Source organism: Allokutzneria multivorans, from assembly GCF_039537405.1.
GTDB classification, from domain to species: domain Bacteria; phylum Actinomycetota; class Actinomycetes; order Mycobacteriales; family Pseudonocardiaceae; genus Allokutzneria; species Allokutzneria multivorans.
Genome location: NZ_BAABAL010000017.1, coordinates 270547 through 290671, shown reverse-complemented (window position 1 = coordinate 290671; position 20125 = coordinate 270547). Strand labels below are relative to the sequence as shown.

Genomic DNA, 20125 nt, shown 5'->3' with positions numbered 1-20125 from the left:
CCGCGCTACCGCCTCACAGACCCAGCTCGTTGTCGATGAAGTCAAAGATGTCGTCGTCGCTGGCCTCGGACAGCCGCGTGGACACCGCGTCGGTCTCCACCCCGAGCACACCGAGGAGTTCCTGCAACCGCGCCGCCACCTTGGCTTTCGCCTTGTCGTCCGAGGCGATCCGGCCCAACCCACGCGCGACCTTGTCCAGCTCGGCGAGGCTCTGCTGGGCCGGGTCGACCTCGGTGGTCTTGATCTGCGTACCGAGGTAACCCGCGATCGCCGTCGAAGTCGGGTAGTCGAAGAGCAGCGTCACCGGCAGGCGCAGCGAAGTGGCTTTGCTGAGCCGGTTGCGCAGTTCGACGGCGGTCAGCGAGTCGAAGCCCAGCTCCAGCAGGCCGCGTTCGGCGTCGATGCCGTTCGCGTCGGAGTAGCCGAGCACCGCCGCCGCCGTGTTCTGCACCAGGTCGAGCAGCACCTGGGCCTTCTCGTCACTGTCCAAACCGGACAGTCGCTCGGCGAGCCCGGCCGACGTGGTCGCGGTGGAAGCCGCCGCGCGCTTCGCCGGGGTCCGCACCAGGCCCCGGAACACCGGCTGGATGGAGCCGCTGGCGGCTTCGGCCTTGAGCGCGGTCGGGTCGAGCCGGGCCGGGATCACCGCGCCGTGGCCGGAGCGCAGGGCGGCGTCGAACAGCCCGAGCGCTTCGTCCGTGGTCATCGGCGCGATGCCGGAACGCGCGGCGCGCTGCATGTCGGCGGAGTCGAGCTTGCCGGTCATGCCGCTGCGCTCCGCCCACAGGCCCCACGCGTGCGACTGGGCCGGGAAACCCTTGGCGCGCAAGCTCTGCGCGTAGGCGTCCAGGAATCCGTTGGCGGCGGCGTAGTTCGCCTGGCCGGCACCACCGACCACGCCCGCGATCGAGGAGAACAGCACGAACGCGGCGAGGTCGATGTCCTTGACCAGCTCGTAGAGGTTCACGGCCGCGTCGACCTTGGCGCGGAACACGGTGTCGATCCGCTCCGGCGTCAGCGAGTCGAACACGCCGTCGTCGAGCACTCCGGCGGTGTGGATCACTGCCGTGAGCGGGTGGTCGGCCGAAACTTCCTTCAGCACAACGGCGACGGCTTCGGGGTCGGAGACATCGCAGGCCACGACTGAGACTTCGGCGCCGAGGTCGGTCAGTTCGTCCCGGAGTTCGGTCGCGCCAGGTGCGTTGAGCCCGCGACGGCCCACCAGCACGAGGTGCTTGACCTGCTGCACAGTGACCAGGTTCCGCGCGACCAGCTGGCCGAGCATGCCCGTCGCGCCGGTGACGAGAACGGTCCCGTTGGAGTCGATCTCCCTCGTGGCAGGGACCTCTGCGGCCCTGGCCACCCGCGCCGCGAAGATCTTGCCGTCGCGCACCCGCAACTGCGGTTCGTCGGCAGCCAAGGCGATCGGCAGCGCGGAGTGCGAGGCGTCCGTGCCGTCGGTGTCGACGAGCGCGAAGCGGTCCGGGTTCTCGTTGCTGGCCGAGCGGATCAGACCCCATACCGCGGCCTGGGCCAGCGAGTCGGCGTCCTCGGTGAGGAACACGAGCTTCGATCCGGCGAAACGGTCCTCGCGCAGCCATTCCTGGGCCAGGGCGAGCGCCGCGTGCGCCTCGGCGCGCACCTGCTCCGGAAGGTTCCCGGTGGCGGAGACGGCGCGCGGGGCCAGCACGACCTCGGGGATCGTGGTGAGCGCGGAGATGCTGGGACTCGCGGTGATCTTGACGCCGCTGGTGCGCAGCGCCTGGACCGCCGGGTGCGCCTCGTCGCCGAGGAAGACCCATTCGCCGGTGGTCACATCGTCCGAAGTGGACAGTTCGGTCCAGCCCACGGTGTACAGGGCCGAGCCGTCACCGGCCGAAGCCGCCTTGATGCTGTCCTTGGAGACCGGGCGGAGCACGAGGGACTCCACCGAAGCAACCGGCTGCCCGGTCTGGTCGGTGACCTCGACGCGCACGGATTCCTTGCCGTTGGGCGTGATCCGCACGCGCAGCTCGCGGGCTCCAACGGCGTGCAGCGAGACTCCGGTCCAGGAGAACGGCATCAGGCCGCCCTCCAGTCCTTCGAGCCCACCGAACGCGAGCGTGTGCAGGGCCGCGTCGAGCAGCGCCGGGTGCAGGCCGAACTTCGCCGCCGCCGAGCGCTGGTCCTCGGGAAGCGCGACCTCGCCGACGATGTCGGAGCCGTCCCGCCACGCCGCCTTGAGGCCCTGGAAGGTCGGCCCGTAGCCGAAGCCGCCTTCAAGCATCCGGTCGTAGAGGCCGTCGGTGTCGAGCTTCTCCGCGTTCGCCGGGGGCCACGCGCCGGTCATCCGCTCGGCTTCCTCGGAGGACCCGGTCAATGTCCCGGTGCCGTGGCGAAGCCAGGTGTCGCCGGACTGCGAGTGCACAGCCAGCGAGCGGTTGCCGTTCTCGTCCGACGCGCTCACAGAGAGCTGGAGGGTCACAGAACCCTTGTCCAGCAGCACAAGCGGTGCTTCGAGGGTCAGCTCGTCGACGACCGGGCTGCCGACCTCGGCCGCCACGTGAAGGGCCAGCTCCAGGAAACCCGTGCCGGGGAAGAGAACCGAGCCCGCGACCGCGTGATCGAGCAGCCAAGGATGCGTCTTCGCGGAGATCGTGCCGGTGAAGAGGTAGCCCTCACTGTCCGCGAGCTCGGTGACCGCGCCGAGCAATGGGTGCTCGGTCGTGTTGAGGCCGACGCTGGCCACATCGGCGGTCTGCTGCGACGCGTCCAGCCAGTAGCGCTGACGCTGGAAGGCGTAGGTCGGCAGGTCGACGCGGCGTGCGCCTTCGAAGAGCGGGGTCCAATCGATCGCGGCACCGCGCACGTGCAGCTCCGCGAGCGCGGTCAGGAACGACTCCGTTTCCGGGCGGTCCTTGCGCAGGCACGGAGCCAGAACCGCTTCGCGCTCAAGGCAGTCCCGCGCCATCGACGCGAGCACTCCGCCGGGGCCCAGCTCCACGAAGGTGCCGACGCCGTTGTTCTCCAGCCAGCGGATGCCGTCCTGGAAACGCACCGCCTCGCGCACGTGGCGGACCCAGTAGTCGGCGTCGATCTCTTCGACCAACCCGCCGGTCAGATTGGACACAATGGACAGTCTCGGCTTCTCGTAGCTGATCGACTCGGCGACCTTGCGGAATTCCGCGAGCATCGGCTCCATCAGCGGCGAGTGGAACGCGTGCGACACCGCGAGGCGCTTGGTCTTCACACCGCTGGCCTCGGCGACCGCGAGCACGGCCTCTTCAGCTCCGGCGATGACCGTCGACAGTGGACCGTTGAGCGCCGCGATGGAGACCTCGGAGTTCAGCAGCGGCAGCACATCGGCTTCAGCGGCCTGGAGCGACACCATCGCGCCGCCGGTGGGCAGCGCCTGCATGAGGCGACCGCGCGCGGCGACGAGCTTGGCGGCGTCGGCCAGCGACAGCACTCCGGCGACGTGCGCGGCGGCCAGCTCGCCGATCGAGTGGCCGACGAGGTAGTCGGGGCGGACGCCGAAGCTCTCCGCGAGCCGGTACAGCGCGACCTCGACCGCGAACAGCGCGGGCTGCGTGTAGCCGGTCTCGTCGAGCCCCTCGCCGTCGAAGATCACGTCGCGGATCGGGCGGTCCAAGTGGGCTTCGAGGTGCGCGCACACCGCGTCGAAAGCCGAGGCGTAGACCGGGAACGCTTCGTACAGCTCGCGTCCCATGCCCTCGCGCTGCGAGCCCTGGCCGGTGAACATCACGGCACTGCGGCTGTTCCCCGCGAGGCCGCTCACGACTCCACGGGCTTCACTGCCCTCCGCGAGGGAGGCCAGGCCAGCACGCATCGCCGCGAGGTCCTGGCCGACGATCACCGCGCGATAGTCCGAAGTGGACCGACTGGTCACCAGCGAGAAGGCTGTGTCGACCAGCGGAGCGTCGACGTGAGCCAGGAGCTGTTCGGCCTGGCCGCGCAGTGCCGCGCTGCTCCGGGCGGAGAGAACCCACGGCGTAGCAGGGAGTTCGGGCGCGACACGGTCTTCCTCCACCACCTCAGGGGCTTCCTGGAGAATCACGTGGGCGTTGGTACCGCTGACACCGAAGGCGGAGATGCCGGCGGCGCGGGGGTGGCCGTTGCGCTCCCACTCCACGGCTTCGGTCAGCAACGCGACCTCACCGGCGGACCAGTCGATGTGCGGCGACGGCGTCTCCGCGTGCAGGGTTCGCGGCAGGAGGCCGTTCTGCAACGAGAGCACCATCTTGATCACACCGGCGATGCCCGAGGCCGCCTGCGTGTGACCGATGTTGGACTTCAGAGCGCCGAGCCACAACGGCTTCTCGCGACTCTGACCGTAAGTGGCGAACAGCGCCTGCGCTTCGATCGGGTCGCCGAGCGAGGTGCCGGTGCCGTGCGCCTCAACAGCGTCGACTTCCTGCGGCGTCAGGCCCGCGTCGGCCAGTGCGGCGCGGATGACCCGCTGCTGAGCCGGGCCGTTCGGGGCGGTGAGGCCGTTGGAGGCGCCGTCTTGGTTGATCGCGGTGCCCTTGAGCACGGCGAGGACGGGGTGGCCGTCGCGCTGCGCGTCGGAGAGCCGCATCAGCAGGAGCATGCCGACGCCCTCGGACCACCCTGCGCCGTCGGCCTTGTCGGAGAACGCCTTGCAGCGACCGTCCGGCGACATCGCGCGCTGGCGGGAGAACTCGATGAAGCTGTCCATTGTGGACATGACGACGACGCCGCCCGCGAGCGCGGAGTCGCACTCGTTGTTGCGCAGCGCCTTCGCGGCGAGGTGCAGCGCCACCAGCGAGGACGAGCACGCGGTGTCCACGGTGACCGCCGGGCCTTCTAGCCCGAAGGTGTAGGAGAGGCGGCCCGACGCGACGCTGCTGGAGCTGCCGAGGGCGAGGTAGCCCTCGAACTCCGGGGGCGCCGTGTCGAAGCGCGAGCCGTAGTCGTTGTAGCTGGCGCCGATGAACACGCCGCCCCGGCTGCCCTTGACCGACGTCGGGTCGATGCCCGCGCGCTCGAAGCTCTCCCAGGCGGTTTCGAGCAGGAGCCGCTGCTGCGGGTCGATCGCCAGCGCCTCGCGGGGGCTGATGCCGAAGAACGCCGGGTCGAAGTTCGCCGCGTCGTGCAGGAATCCGCCGCCGGTGGCGTAGAAGGTGCCGGGCTTGTCGGCGTCCGGGTCGTAGCGGCCTTCGAGGTCCCAACCACGGTCGCTCGGGTACTCGCCCACGGCGTCACGGCCTTCGACCAGCAGCTCCCAGAACTTCTCGGGAGTGCTCGCGCCACCGGGGTAACGGCAGCTCAGCGCCACGATCGCGATCGGCTCGTCGGTGTTCCCGACGGCGACAGGAGCCGCGGTCTCGACGGTGGTCCCGCCGAGCTGCGAAGCCAGGTGCTCGGCCAGCACCGTGACGGTCGGATAGTCGAAGACCAGCGTGACCGGCAGGCGCAGCCCGGTGGCCTCGGCGATCCGGTTGCGCAGGTCCACGGCGGTCAGCGAGTCGAACCCGAGGTCTCGGAACGCCTTCGCGGGCTCGATCTGGTCGCCGCCCGCGTAGCCGAGCACGGCGGCCACCTGCCCGGCGACCACGTCGATCAGTGCCTTGCGACGGTCCTCTTCGGACAGTCCGCCCCAACCCTCAGCGCTTGGCGCGTCGGCGGCCTGCGGGACTGCCTTGATCTCGGCCAGGTCGCCGAAGACGGGGTTGGTTTTCACGGCCGGGGAGTTCTGCGCGAGCGTCGGCCAGTCGATGTCCACGACCGCGACGCAGGTGCCGTCCTCGTCCAGAGTGCGCTGCATCGCCGCGATCGCGATCTCCGGCTGCATCGCGGGGATTCCGCCGCGCCGCAACCGCTCTGCGGTGGCCGCGTCGACAAGTCCTCCGCCAGCCCAAGCGCCCCAGGCGATCGAGGTCGCGGGCAGGCCGTCGGAGCGCCGCTGAAGTGCGAGCGCATCGAGGTAGGCGTTAGCCGCTGCGTAGCTTCCCTGGCCAGAACCGCCTGCCGTACCGGCGAAGGAGGAGAACAGCACGAACGCGTCGAGGCCCGAGGTCAGCTCGTGCAGGTTCTGCGCGGCGGCGACCTTGGGCGCGAACACGGTGTCCGTGCGATCCGGCGTGAGCGTGTCGATCAGGCCGTCGTCCAGCACGCCAGCGGTGTGCACCACGGCGCGCAGGTCGGCCAGGCCGTCGATGAGGGTCTTCAGCGCGTCCCGGTCGGACACGTCGCACGCGGCGATCGTGACCTCAACGCCGAGTTCGCGCAGCTCGTCGGCCAGCTCAGCGGCTCCGGGCGCATCGGCGCCACGACGGCTGGTCAGCACCAAGTGCTCGGCGCCGTTGCCCGCGAGCCAGCGGCCCACGTGCTTCGCGAGACCGCCCGTGCCGCCTGTGACCAGGACTGTCCCGCGCGCGGTCCACTGCTCTCCGCCAGTGCCCGCGTGGCGGACCAGCCGGCGAGCGAAGGTGCCGGACGACCGGACCGCGCACTCCGGCTCGGCGCCGGTGGTGACGAGCGAGGTGACGCGGCGAAGTGCCCGTGCGTCAAGGCTTTCCGGGAGGTCGACGACGCCGCCGAAGCGGTGCGGGTACTCCAGCGCGGCGATGCGGCCGAGGCCCCAGATCGCGGCTTGGCCGGGGTTGGCGACGCGGTCAGCACGCGAGACCGCAACGGCTCCACGAGTCGCCAGCCACAGTGGCGCTTCCACTCCAGCGTCACCGAGAGCCTGCGTCAATGCGACGGTGAGCGCCATGCCAACGGTCTGGCCAGAGGCGGAGTGCGGGCGCTCGTCCAACGCCAGCAGGGAGATCACGCCGTCCACTTCGGACAGCTCGGACAGCTCGGCGATCCGCGAGGTCAGGCGCGCGCGGTCGATGTCGGCGGTGTCGAGTTCGAGGGTGATCACCGTGGCGTCGAGCACGTCGCTGCGGTGTCCGGCCGGAACGACCGCCAGCCAGGTGCCAGTCGGCGCGGGCGTGGTGTCGGCCACCGGTTCCCAGGTCACCTTGTAGCGAAGCGCGTCCACAGTGGACGATTCCTGCTTCGCCTTGCGCCACTTCGCCAGCACCGGGAGCAGTGCGCCCAGCGAGTCCTCGGCCTCGATGCCCAAAGTGGAGGCGAGAGCATGCAGGTCTTCGGTCTCCACAGCGGACCAGAAGTCATCATCCGGAGCTGAGGACACTGCGGAAACAGTGGCGGAGGACTCCATCCAGTAGTTCTGCCGCTGGAAGGCGTAGGTCGGCAGCTCCACCTTGCGCGCGAGGCTGCCCTCGAAGATCGGGTCGAAGTCCACCGAGCCGCCGCGCACGTACAGCTCGCTCAGCGACGTCAGGAACCGGTCGAAGCCGCCCTCATCACGGCGCAACGAACCGACGACGACCGACGAGGAGCCCTTGTCCGTGGTGAACAGGGTCTCCTGGATCGCAGGCAGGAGCACGGGGTGGGCGCTGGTCTCGACGAACGCCTCGTGACCGTGCTCGATGAGCAGGCGGGTGATGTCCTCCAGCTCCACGGTCTGGCGGAGGCTGCGGTACCAGTAGTCCGCGCCCATCTCCGGCCCGGCGATCACCTCGCGGGTCACCGTGGAGTAGACGGGGATCTCCGGCGTGCGCGGGGAGACCGGCGCTAGGACCTCAAGAATCTGGTCGCGGATCTCTTCGACGTGGGCGGAGTGCGACGCGTAGTCCACGTTCACTCGGCGAACGCGGATGTCAGCAGCCTCAAGGGCAGCCTGAAGCTCGTCCAGCGCGGAGGTTTCGCCCGACACCACAACGGAGTTCGCGCCGTTGACTGCGGCGAGTGAGATGCCCGGCCGGTCCAACCACGGCTGCACATCGGTGCGCGACAGGGCAACCGACATCATGCCGCCGCGACCCGCGATGGCGCTGATGGTCTTGCTGCGCAGAGCCACGACACGAGCACCGTCCTCAATGGACAGTGCGCCCGCGACGACGGCCGCCGCGATCTCGCCCTGCGAGTGGCCGACGACTGCCGAGGGCTGGACGCCGTGGGACTGCCACAGCGCGGCGAGAGAGATCATAACCGCCCAGAGCACCGGCTGAACGATGTCGACGCGCTCCATCCACGAAGCGTCGTCACCGTCCAAAGTGTCCAGCAGGCGCCAGTCGGTGAACGGCGCGAGCGCGTCGTGGCACTCCCGCATCCGCGCGGCGAACACCGGCGAAGTGCTCAGCAGCGAGTTGGCCATGCCAGCCCACTGCGAACCCTGGCCGGGGAAGACGAAGACCGTGCGGTTGATGTCGGTGACCGCGCCGCGCACCACGGACCCGGCGGGCTCACCCTTGGCCAGAGCGTCCAAAGAGGACAGTAGATCGGCCTCGGTCTTGCCCAGCACTACCGCGCGATTCTCGAAGCGAGCGCGGGTGGTCGCGAGCGAGAACGCGATGTCCAGGGGCTTGATTCCCGGGTTGTTCTCGATGTGCTCGCGGAGGCGCTGAGCTTGCTCGCGCAGAGCCGCCTCGCTGCGCGCCGAGAGCAGCCACGGCGTGTGCGAGGGCTCATTCCGCTCGTGCGATTCCTCAGGAGCCGCAGGCGCCTGCTCCAAGATCACGTGCGCGTTGGTGCCGCTGAGACCGAAGGACGAAACGGCCGCGCGGCGAGGCGCACCGGTTGCGGGCCACTCGCGCTGCTCACGCAGGACCTCGACGTTACCGGTCTCCCAGTCGATGAACGGGGACAGCTCCTCGGCATGCAGGGTCTTCGGCAGAACACCGTGCCGCAAGGCCATCACCGTCTTGATCACGCCGGCCACACCAGAGGCGGCCTGCGCGTGCGCGATGTTGGTCTTGACCGATCCGATCCACAGTGGACGGTCGTCGGCGCGGGCCTGGCCGTAGGTCTCCAGCAGCGCGTGGGCTTCGATCGGGTCGCCGAGCTTGGTGCCGGTGCCGTGCGTCTCGACCATGTCGATCTGCTCGTGCTTCAGCTGTGCGTTGGCCAGCGCCGCGTTGATCACCTTGCGTTGCGCGGGACCGCTCGGCGCGGCGAGGCCGTTGGAGGCGCCGTCCTGGTTGAGCGCGCTGCCCTTGATGACCGCGAGCACCTTGTGCCCGTTGCGCTCGGCGTCGGAAAGGCGCTCCAGCAGGATGACCGCCGCGCCCTCGCCGAGGCCCATGCCGTCCGCGCCCGCGCCGAAAGCCTTGCCGCGGCCGTCTTCGGCGAGCCCGCGCTGCCGTGCGAAGCCGACGAGCGAGATGGGCGCGGAGATGATCGCGGCACCACCGGCGACCGCGAGCGAGCAATCTCCTTGGCGCAGAGCCTGAATCGCCATGTGGATCGCGACGAGCGAGGACGAGCAGGCGGTGTCGATGGTGACCGCCGGGCCTTCAAGTCCCAGTGTGTAAGCGATCCGGCCGGAAATGATGCTCGTGGACATGCCGGTGACGAGGTGCCCCTGGAGGCCGTCGGGCGCGTCGCGCCAGCTCTCACCGTAGCCCTGGTAGGCCGCGCCGACGAACACGCCGGTCGGGGTTCCCTTGAGCGCCTGGGGAGTCAGGCCCGCGCGCTCGAAGACCTCCCACGAGGTCTCCAGCAGCAACCGCTGCTGCGGGTCCATGGTCGCGGCCTCGCGCGGGGAGATCCCGAAGAACGCCGGGTCGAAGCGGTCCGCCTCGTAGAGGAAACCGCCCTGCGTCGTGTAGCAGGTGCCCTGCACGTCCGGGTCCGGGTCGTACATGGCGTCCAGGTCCCAGCCGCGGTTGGCCGGGAAGGAGCCCACCACGTCGCGGCCCTCGGCGACGACGTCCCACAGGTCCTCCGGCGAGGCGACCCCGCCCGGGTACCGGCAGCTCATCGCCACGATCGCGATCGGCTCGCGGGAGGCGGCGGTGAGCTGCTGGTTGGCCTTGCGCAGCCGCTCGGTCTCCTTGAGGGAGGCGCGCAGCGCGTTGACGACCTGCTGGTTCGAGTCCGACATCATCCGCTCCGAACTAGTTGTCGGTTTCGAGGGCCATGGCGACCAGGGCGCTGACGTCCATGTCGTCGATGTCGTTCTCCGGCTCGTCCTCGGTGCCGTTCGCCAAGCGCAGCAACGTGTCCAGCAACCCGGCCTCGCGCAGCTTGTCCATCGGGATCTTGGAGAACAGCGCCGACGTCTCGCTGACTGCTGAGGACGCCGCTCCTGAGCCAATGCTCGACCCCGCAAGCGGGTCTTCGGCGGCCGGGACCAGCTGCTTCTCCACGTGCTTCGCGAGTTCGACCACGTTGGGGTGGTCGAAGACGATCGTCACCGGCAGGCGCAGGCCCGTTGCCTCACCGAGGCGGTTGCGCAGATCGACGGCGGTCAGCGAGTCGAAGCCCAGCTCACGGAACGCCCGCGAGGTCTCCACGGCCTCCGGCCCCGGGTACTTCAGCGAGGCCGCGACCTGTGTGCGCACAACGGATGCGATGGTCAGCGACCGCTCGGCGGGGCTGAGCGCGGCGAGCTTGTCCTTGAGCGAAGCCTCGCCGTCGCTGACCTTCGCGGCGGCGGCCTGTTCCTTCTGCAAGGCCGCGCGGACCTCGGGAACGGTCTCCAGCAAGGGGCTCGGTCGCCCGGCGGTGAACACCGGAACGAACTTCGACCAGTCGACTTCGGCAACAACCTCGACCGCGCGCGTGGAATCGCTGAGCACGCGGTGGAATCCATCGATCGCCAGGCGGGGGTTCATGAACGGGATGCCTCGGTCGCGCAGTGCCTGCTCGACGAGGTTGGCCGCCATGCCGCCGCCCTCCTCCGGGTCCCAGATGCCCCAGACGAGCGACAGCGCCGGGCGCCCGCGACCGCGCCGCGACTCCGCGAGGCCGTCGAGGTAGGCGTTGGCCGCCGCGTAGGCGCCGTGGTCGCCGGAGCCCCACACGGCGGAGATCGAGGAGAACAGGATGAACTCGGCGACCTCGTCGGTGTCGAAGACCGCGTCGAGCACGGCGGCTCCGGCGATCTTCGCGTAGGCGGTGTCGGCGAACTCGTCCAGGTCGGTGGCGGACAGTCCGTTGAGGACACCCGCCCCGGCGATGTGCATGACCGAGGTGATCGGCCAGCCGTCGGTCTCCATGCGGCGCTTGAGTTCGATCAGCGCCTGCTCGTCGCCGACGTCGCACGCCACGACGATGGCTTCGGTGCCCAGCTCGGCCAGCTCCGCGACGAGTTCGCGGGCGCCGGGGGCGTCCATGCCGCGACGGCTGGTCAGCACGAGGCGGCGGGCGCGGTTCTTGGCCAGCCAGCGGGCGATCTGCGCGCCGACGCCGCCGGTGCCGCCGGTCAGCAGCACGCAGCTCTGCGGCTTCCAGGTCGGCTGCACGTTCTCGCTCGCCACCCGCACGAGCCTGCGCGCGAACAGCCCGCTCGTGCGGATGGCGACCTGGTCCTCATCACCGTGTCCCGCAAGGACTCCGGCAAGGCGGTTGACGGCGGCCTCATCGAGGTTCTGCGGCACGTCGACCATGCCGCCCCACCGCTGCGAGAACTCCAGCGCCGCGACGCGGCCGAGACCCCAGACCGCCGCCTGCGCGGGGCTCTGCTCGCTGCCGCTGGTGATCAGCCACAGTGGAGCGTCGATCTCCGCGTCGCCCAAGGCTTGGATCAGCGCGAGCGTGGAGGCGAGCCCGTTCGGCAGGCCGCGGTGCTCGACGTGCCACCGCTGGTCGAGGCCGAGCAGCGACAGGACTCCGCGCAGCGGGCCGTTGATGTCCCGCAGCCGCTTGGCCAGCAGCTCGCGGTCGGTGTCACCTTCGGCCAGCTCCAACACAACGGGCTTGCCGCCGTGCTGCTCAACGGTCGCGCGGACGCGAGCACGGAGTGCGTCGTAGCCCGCGTCGACCGGGACGATGACGAGCCACGTGCCGTCGAGCTTCGCCGGAGCGGGCTCGTCGATCGGCGCCCAGTCCACGCGGTAGCGCCAGGAGTCCACAATGGACTGTTCGCGTCGCTTCGAGCGCCAGCCCGCGAGGTCGGGCAGCAGCGCGCTCAGCGGCTTGTCGGTGTCGAAGCCGACGGTGCTGGCCAGCGCGGACACGTCGCCCTGCTCGATGGCCCGCCAGAAGTCGTTGTCCAGCCCGGAATCCGCGGCAACGGCCTGCTCGACCGGCTTCTCCGGGGCTTCGAGCCAGTAGCGGCGGCGCTGAAAGGCGTAGGTCGGCAGGTCGATCACGGTCGCGCCGAGCCCCGCGAAGACCGAGGTCCACGCGACGGTGCCACCCTTGGTGTGCAGCTCGGCGGCCGAGGCGAGGAAGCGGTCCATGCCGCCCTGGTCGCGGCGCAGTGAGCCGACCGTCGCACCGTCGCGGCCGAGCGCGTCCAGGGTCTCCCCCAGCGCGGGCAGCAACACGGAGTGCGGGCTGACCTCGATGAAGACGTCGTGGCCGTGCTCGACGAGCAGGCGCGTGGTCTTCTCCAGCTCCACGGTCTGACGCAGGTTGCGGTACCAGTACTCGGCGTCCACCGTCGTGGTGTCGATCTGCTCGCCGAGAACGGTGGAGTAGAACGGGATCCCGCTGGCCTTCGGCGCGATCGGGCCGAGCACGTCGAGCAGCTCGGCGTGGATCTTCTCCACGTGCGCGGAGTGCGAGGCGTAGTCCACCGGCACCCGGCGAACGCGGACGTCCTGGCCTTCGAGCTTGGCCTGGAGCGCGTCCAGAGCCTGGTTGTCGCCGGAGATCACCACGGAGCCGGAGCCGTTGACGGCCGCGAGCGACAGGCCTTCGGTCACGTGCGCGAGAGCCTGCTCGCGGGGCAGCTGGACCGACATCATCCCGCCGACACCGGCGATGGCGCGGATCGCCTTGCTGCGCAGAGCCACGACGCGCGCGCCGTCCTCAATGGACAGTGCTCCGGCGACGACCGCGGCGGCGATCTCGCCCTGGGAGTGGCCGATCACGGCGGACGGCTCGACGCCCGAGGCCCGCCACAACGACGCGAGGGAGACCATGACCGCCCACAGCGCGGGCTGAACCATGTCGACGCGCTCAAGCCATGCGGTGTCGTTGCCCTGCAACACATCCAGCAGCGACCAGTCGGTGTGTGAAGCCAACGCGTCGTGGCACTCCTGGATGCGCGCCGCGAACACCGGCGAGGTCTCCAGCAGCTCCACGGCCATTCCCGCCCACTGAGCGCCCTGACCGGGGAAGACGAAGACCGACTTGCCGAGGTCGGAGGAAAGGCCGCGCACCACGTTGTCCCGCTCCTCGCCGAGCGCCACCGCGTCGAGCCCGGCCAGCATCTCCTCGCGGTCCGATCCGATGATCACCGCGCGGTGCTCGAAGGTGGAGCGGGTCTTGGCCAGCGAGTACCCGACCTCAGGCACTTCTCCGTCCACAGTGGATCTCAGTCTGCGGGCCTGAGCGCGGAGTGCGTCGGCGGTGCGCGCGGACAGGACCCACGGCAGGGCGCCAGTGCTCACCTTCACCTCCGGCGCGGTTTCCTCGACGGCGTCCTCCGGCTCAGGGGCTTCGGGAGTCTCTTCGAGGATGACGTGTGCGTTGGTGCCACTCGCGCCGAACGCGGAGACACCGGCTCGGCGGGGGTGACCGTTGCGGGCCCAGTCGCGGGCCTCGGTCAGCAGCGACACGGCGCCCGCCGACCAGTCGATCTTCGGCGAGGGCTCGTCGACGTGCAGCGTCTTGGGCAGCAGGCCGTTCTGGAGAGCCATGACCATCTTGATCACACCGGCGACCCCGGCAGCGGCGGCGGCGTGCCCGAGGTTGGACTTCAGGGAGCCCAGCCACAGCGGGGTTTCGCGCTTCTGGCCGTAGGTGGCGAGCAGCGCGTGCGCCTCGATGGGGTCGCCGAGCGTGGTGCCGGTGCCGTGCGCTTCGACGGCGTCGACCTCGTCGGCGGAGATGCGCGCGTTGGTCAGCGCCTGCTGGATGACCTTGCGCTGCGCGGTGCCGTTGGGGGCGGTGAGGCCGTTGGACGCGCCGTCCTGGTTGATCGCCGAGCCGCGCACGACCGCGAGGACGTTGTGCCCGTTGCGCTGCGCGTCGGAGAGGCGCTCCACGACGAGCACGCCGACGCCCTCGGCCCAGCCGGTCCCGTCGGCGGCGGCGGAGAACGCCTTGCAGCGCCCGTCCTTGGCCAGCGCGCCCTGACGGCTGAACTCGGTGTACCCCTCTGGGGTTGACAAGACCGTGGTGCCGCCCGTGACCGCCATCGAGCAGTCGCCGCGGCGCAGGCCCTCGCAGGCCATGTGCAGCGCCACCAACGACGACGAGCACATGGTGTCGATCGTGACGGCGGGCCCGTGCAGGCCGAGGAAGTAGGCGATGCGGCCGGAGGAGATCGCGCCGGAGCGGCCGATCATCACATTGCCTTCGAGCTCCTCGGGCAGCTCGGTCATGCCGCGGCCGTAGTCGTGGTCGGTGGCGCCGAGGTAGACGCCGGTCTGGCTGCCGCGAAGCGAGGCGGGGTCGATGCCCGCGCGCTCGAAGCCCTCCCAGGCGGTCTCCAGCAGCAGTCGCTGCTGCGGGTCCATCGCGAGCGCTTCACGCGGGGAGATGCCGAAGAACCCGGCGTCGAAGAGCGCCACGCCCTCCAGGAACGCGCCTTCGTTGACGTAGCTGCTGTTGCGGCGCTCGCCGGTGGGGTCGTAGAGGGAGTCCAGGTCCCAGCCGCGGTCGCCCGGGAACGGGCCCATCAGGTCGCGCCCCTCGGCTACGGCGGCCCACAGGTCGTCGGGCCCGCGCACACCGCCGGGGAACCGGCAGGCCATGCCCACGATGGCGATCGGCTCCGCCGCCTGCTCCTCGACCTCGCGCAACCTGCGCTTCACCGCGCGCAGGTCCGTCGTGGCCCGCTTGAGGTAGTCGCGGAGCTTCGCCTCGTTGTTGTCCACAGCCCGCAGCTCCTTCCGTCCGGCCTCTCGACCGCACCCCCATCCGACCGCCTGGCCCCCGCGCACCGCTATAGGGCGAACCGAAGTGAGGGGTGGACTCAGGGGTGCCTGGGGGTTCGCTCAGACTTTTGAACCCAATGTGGCATTTGTTACGTCAGATGAAACAAATGCCACATTGGGTACGTCCCCCGGCCGTGCACCAGCTGAGGTGAAGAACTCGTATACGGCCTTGCACACGTCGTCCAAGGGGGCTTCATGAGCCGCTGGGCCGTGTCCTGTGAGGCTGAGTTCGCTGGTCTTCAAGTCCCGCACACCCTCGCCTCCGCTGTCTCCAACGACGGCGAACGTCATCGAGCACCGGGTTTGCGGCGATTAACGATGATCGAGAAGGGGGTTCGGTGGTCTTGAAGACCGGCGCACCCCTGGGCGGCGCTGCGACCGGGGCGTGCACCTCAACACGTGGAGGACAGACCTCGGGGGAACGGTCGTTTCGTACTCATAGCGGGGTCGAGGGCCGCTATGAGTACGAAACGGAGTAAACCGATCCGGCTCAGGCGAATCCGAGTTCTTTATCCAGCAGATCGAACACTTCGTCGTCGGTCGCGGTGTCGAGGTTGTCGGCCTCCGCCGAGACAGCGGCGTCGGCGCCCTCCCACTTCCACATCAGCGAGCGCAGGCGCGCGGTGATGGCTTCGCGGGCTGCGGCGTCGTCGCTGGGCACGGAGGTCAGGGTGGCCTCCAGCTTGTCCAGCTCCTCGCGGACCAGGTCGGCGACGCCGGATGCGCTCGGGGCCAGCTCCTCGTAGAGGTGCTCGGCGAGCGACGCGGCGTTGGGGTGGTCGAAGGCCAGGGTCACCGGCAGGCGGAGCCCGGTGGCCTCGGAGAGCCGGTTGCGCAGCTGCACGGCGGTCAGCGAGTCCACGCCCAGCTCCTTAAAGGAGCGCTGCGCGGGCAGGGAAGCGCCGTCGTAGCCGAGCACCGATCCCGCCTGCGCGATCACCACGTCCTGCAAGAGACGCAGACCCGCCACCTTGTCCACAGTGGACAGTTTGCCGCGGAGTTCGCCCGTGTCCTCGGCCTCCACCGCGACGGCGGGGATCACCTCGGTGAGCAGCGGAGTGGCCGTGACGGCGCCGCTGTCCAGGAACTTGTCCCACGTGATGTCGGCGACGACGAGGAAGGTCTCGTCGACGTCCAGCGCGCGCTGCAAGGCGGTCATCGCCAGCTCGCGCGGCATCGCGGGAATGCCACGTCCGCGAAGCACCTCGGCCGTGGCCGCGTCGACCATGCCGGAGTCCTCCCAGGCGCTCCACGCCACGGTGGTCGCGGGCAGCCCCTGCGAACGTCGGTGCTGCGCGAGCGCGTCCAAGTAGGCATTCGCCGCCGCGTAGTTCCCTTGCCCCGCAACACCGATCGTGCCCGCGACGGCGGAGAACATGACGAACGCGTCGAGGTCCGAGGTCAGCTCGTGCAGATTGTGCGCGGCGGTGGCCTTGTTGCGCACAACCGCGTCGAGCTGAGCAGTGGTGAGCGAGTCCAGCGGGGAGTCGTCGAGCACTCCGGCCGCGTGGAACACCGCCTTGATCGGAGTCGGAGCCTGCGCCAGCGCTGCCGCGAGCTGGTCGCGGTCGGCGGCGTCGCACGCCACGACGGTCGCGCCCAGCTCATCGCGCAGCGCCTCAGCACCAGGGGTGTCCAGACCACGGCGACCGAGCAGCAGCACGTGCTCGGCGCCGTTCGCGGTCACCCAGCGCGCGAGGTGGCTGCCGAGAGCACCGAGGCCGCCAGTGATGACAACGGTTCCGCTCGGCTTCCAGTCGCGACGGGCTCGGCGAGGAACCGCGTTGGCCAGGCGCCGCGTGAACACGCCGGACGGGCGGACCGCGTACTGCTCCCCCGCCTCGGAGCCGCTGAGCGCCGCGACGAGCTGGCTGAGCGAACGCTCGTCGGCCTGCACGGGCAGGTCCACCAGGCCGCCCCAGCGCTGCGGGCGCTCGGCGCCGTAGGAACCGGCGAGGCCCCACACCATGGCCTGGTCGGGGTTGACGAGGGTTTCCGCCGAGTTCAACGCGATCGCGCTCTGCGTGACACACCACAGCGGAGCGTCGATGCCAGCGTCACCCAACGCCTGCGTCAGCGTCAGCGTGCCGGTCAAGCCAGCAGTGCGCGCCGAATCATCCAGCGCCAGCAGGGAAAGCACGCCGTCGTAGTAGCCGTCGAGGCGAGAAGCCAAGTCCGCGCGCTCAGCGATGTCGGTGGCGTCGACGTCGATGCGGGTGATCTCCGCGCCAGCAGCCGTCATCAGGCTGAGCACGTCCTTCACCGACTCCGCACCGCTGGCCGGGGTGACGACGAGCCACTCCCCGCTGAGCGCCTTCTGGGACAGGTTGACCGAGCGCCAACCGATCTCGTAGCACCAATCGTCCACAGCGGACACTTCGATGCTGCGCCTGCGCCAACCGGACAGGCTGCTCACGACCTCGCTGAGCGGAGCTTCGGCGCCGAGGCCGAGCGTGGCCGCGACCGAGGTCAGGTCCTCGGAGTCGACGGCGTCCCAGAAGCGCGTCTCCGCCGGGCTGGCCGCCGAAGGCACGGGCGGGGTGTACCAGAAGCGCTGCCGCTGGAAGGCGTAGGTCGGCAGAGCGATCTTGCGCGCGGGCAGCTCGGCGAACGCGGCCTCCCACTTCACCGGAGCGCCGTTGACGTAAGCCTCGGCCGCCGAGCGGAGGAACCGCGCGGGCCCACCCTCGTTGCGGCGCAGAGAACCCACGACGACGGCCTCAACGGAGGCGGACTCGGCGGTGGACTGCAAAGCCATGCCCAGCACGGGATGCGGACTCGCCTCGATGAACAGGCGGTGGCGGCGCTCAAGGGCAGCGCGGGTCGCGGCCTCCAGCTGCACGGTCTGGCGGAGGTTGGTGACCCAGTACTCCGCGTCGAGCTTCACCGTGTCGATCGGCTCGCCGGTCACCGTGGAGATGAAGGAGATCTCCGACGAGCGCGGCTTGATCGGCGCGAGCACGTCGAGCAGCTCAGCACGCAGTTCCTCCACCTGGGCGGAGTGCGACGCGTAGTTCACGTCGATCATCCGAGCGCGCACGTCCTGCGCCTCGGCGGCCTGCTGGACCTCGACGAGCGCCTGCGGCTCACCGGAGACCACCACCGACGACGGCCCGTTCACCGCCGCGATGGAGACCTTCGAGCCCCACTCGGCGATGAGCTGCGAGGCGTCCGCGAGCGGCATCGTCAGCGACAACATGCCACCACGGTCGGAGAGCGCGATGATCGAGCGGCTCCGCAGCGCGCACACCCTTGCCGCGTCGGAAAGCGACAGGGCGCCCGAGACGGCGGCGGCGGCGATCTCGCCCTGGGAGTGGCCGATCACCGCGGCGGGCTCGACGCCGAAGGAGCGCCACAGCTCGGCGAGCGACACCATGACCGCCCACAGCAGTGGCTGGATCACGTCGACCCGCTCGGTGGACGGCGTGCCGGGCTTGCCGCGCAGCACGTCCACGACCGAGAAGTCGACGAACTCCGACAGCGCCTCGTCGCACTCCTTGATGCGCTTGGCGAAGACCGGCGAGGAGTCGATCAGCTCTACCGCCATGCCCGCCCACTGCGAACCCTGGCCGGGGAACACGAAGACCGGGCGCGGGTCCTTAACAGCCTCGCCCACCACGACGTTCTCGCCCGTCAACCCGAGCGAAGCCTTGAACTCCGCGTTGGAGCCCGCGAGCACGACCGCGCGGTTCTCGAAGGCCGAGCGCGTGGTGGCCAGCGAGTACGCCAGGTCCACCGGCTCCTGACCGTCCACAAAGGACGCGAGGCGGGCGGCCTGAGCCTTCAGAGCGTCCGCGCCACGACCGGCGAGCACCCACGGCATGACGGCCGGAGCCTCAACGACCCGCTCGGCCGAATCAGCGGCAGGCGCCTCTTCGAGGATCAGGTGCGCATTGGTGCCGCTGACACCGAACGCGGAAACACCGGCGCGGCGAACGCGATCACCGGCGTGCCACGGCACGGCTTCGGTCAGCAGCGACACCGCGCCGTCCGACCAGTTGATCTCCGAGGACGGCGCGTCGACGTGCAGGGTCTTCGGCAACAGCCCGTGCTGCAAGGCCATCACCATCTTGATGACCGAGCCCGAGCCCGCAGCCGCCTGAGTGTGCGCGATGTTGGACTTCAGCGAGCCCAGCCACAGCGGGCGGTCAGCCGGGCGCTCCTTGCCGTAGGTGTTGATCAGCGCGTTGGCCTCGATCGGGTCGCCGAGCGTGGTGCCGGTGCCGTGCGCCTCGACGACGTCGACGTCCTCGGACTTGAGGCCCGCGTTGGCCAGCGCCTGCTTGATCACTCGCTGCTGGGCGCGGCCGTTGGGGGCGGTGAGGCCGTTGGACGCGCCGTCCTGGTTCCACGCCGATCCGCGCAGCACGGCCAGAACGGGGTGTCCGTTGCGGCGCGCGTCGGAGAGCTTTTCGAGCAGGATCAGGCCGACGCCCTCACCCCAGCCGGTGCCGTCGGCGGCCTCGGCGAAGGACTTGCAGCGCCCGTCGGCCGCGAGCCCGCGCTGGCGGCTGAACTCCACGAACACGCCGGCGGTGGACATGATCGCCGCGCCACCGGCCAGCGCGAGAGAGCATTCACCGCGCCGAAGTGCTTGTGCGGCAAGGTGCATCGCGACCAGCGAGGACGAGCACGCGGTGTCGAAGGTCATCGACGGGCCTTCGAGGCCGAGCGTGTAGTTGACCCGGCCGGAGAGCACGCTCGTCACGTTGCCGGTGATCAGGTGGCCGCCCAGCTCCTCGGGCGCGCCGAGGTAGTCGCCGCCGTAGTTGAACGACGTGGCACCGACGAACATGCCCGCCTTGCTGCCGCGCAAGGAAAGCGGGTCGATGCGGGCGCGCTCGATCGCCTCCCACGCGACCTCAAGCACGAGCCGCTGCTGCGGGTCCATCGCGAGCGCCTCGCGCGGGCTGATGCCGAAGAACGCCGGGTCGAAGTCGCCCGCGTCGTAGATGAACGCACCCTGCTGCGTGCTCGAACCCTTGACGTCACTGTCACCGGCGTCCAGGACAGCCGGGTCCCAACCGCGATCGGTCGGGAAGCCGCCGACCGCGTCGCGGCCTTCGACGACGAGATCCCACAGGTCCTCAGGAGAGCGCACACCACCGGCGAAACGGCAGCCCATCGAGACGATCGCGATCGGCTCGCTCTCGGCGGCTTCCTTCTCTTTCAGCTGCTCACGGGCCGTGGCCAGATCGCCAGCGACCTTTTTGAGGTACGTGAGAAGTTTCTCGTCGTCGCTCATGGTGGCT

Annotated in this window: 3 protein-coding genes and 1 pseudogene; all 4 read right to left on the bottom strand. The window is 70.0% G+C overall.

What is annotated here, in order from left to right:
* Positions 1 to 13 precede the first annotated feature (13 nt).
* Positions 14 to 9913, bottom strand: a pseudogene (locus ABD798_RS22335) (type I polyketide synthase); the annotation flags it as partial.
* A 22-nt stretch (positions 9914 to 9935) separates the two neighbouring features.
* Positions 9936 to 14813: a type I polyketide synthase gene (locus ABD798_RS22330; protein ID WP_344877882.1), complete on the bottom strand. Its 4878-nt coding sequence runs from the start codon at positions 14811 to 14813 to the stop codon at positions 9936 to 9938.
* A gap of 120 nt (positions 14814 to 14933) precedes the next feature.
* Positions 14934 to 15164, bottom strand: a complete 231-nt coding sequence (locus ABD798_RS37245; RefSeq protein ID WP_425549252.1) for an Imm1 family immunity protein — start codon at positions 15162 to 15164, stop codon at positions 14934 to 14936.
* 199 nt (positions 15165 to 15363) lie between these two features.
* Positions 15364 to 20118: a type I polyketide synthase gene (locus ABD798_RS22325; protein WP_344877880.1), complete on the bottom strand. Its 4755-nt coding sequence runs from the start codon at positions 20116 to 20118 to the stop codon at positions 15364 to 15366.
* Positions 20119 to 20125: the final 7 nt, after the last annotated feature.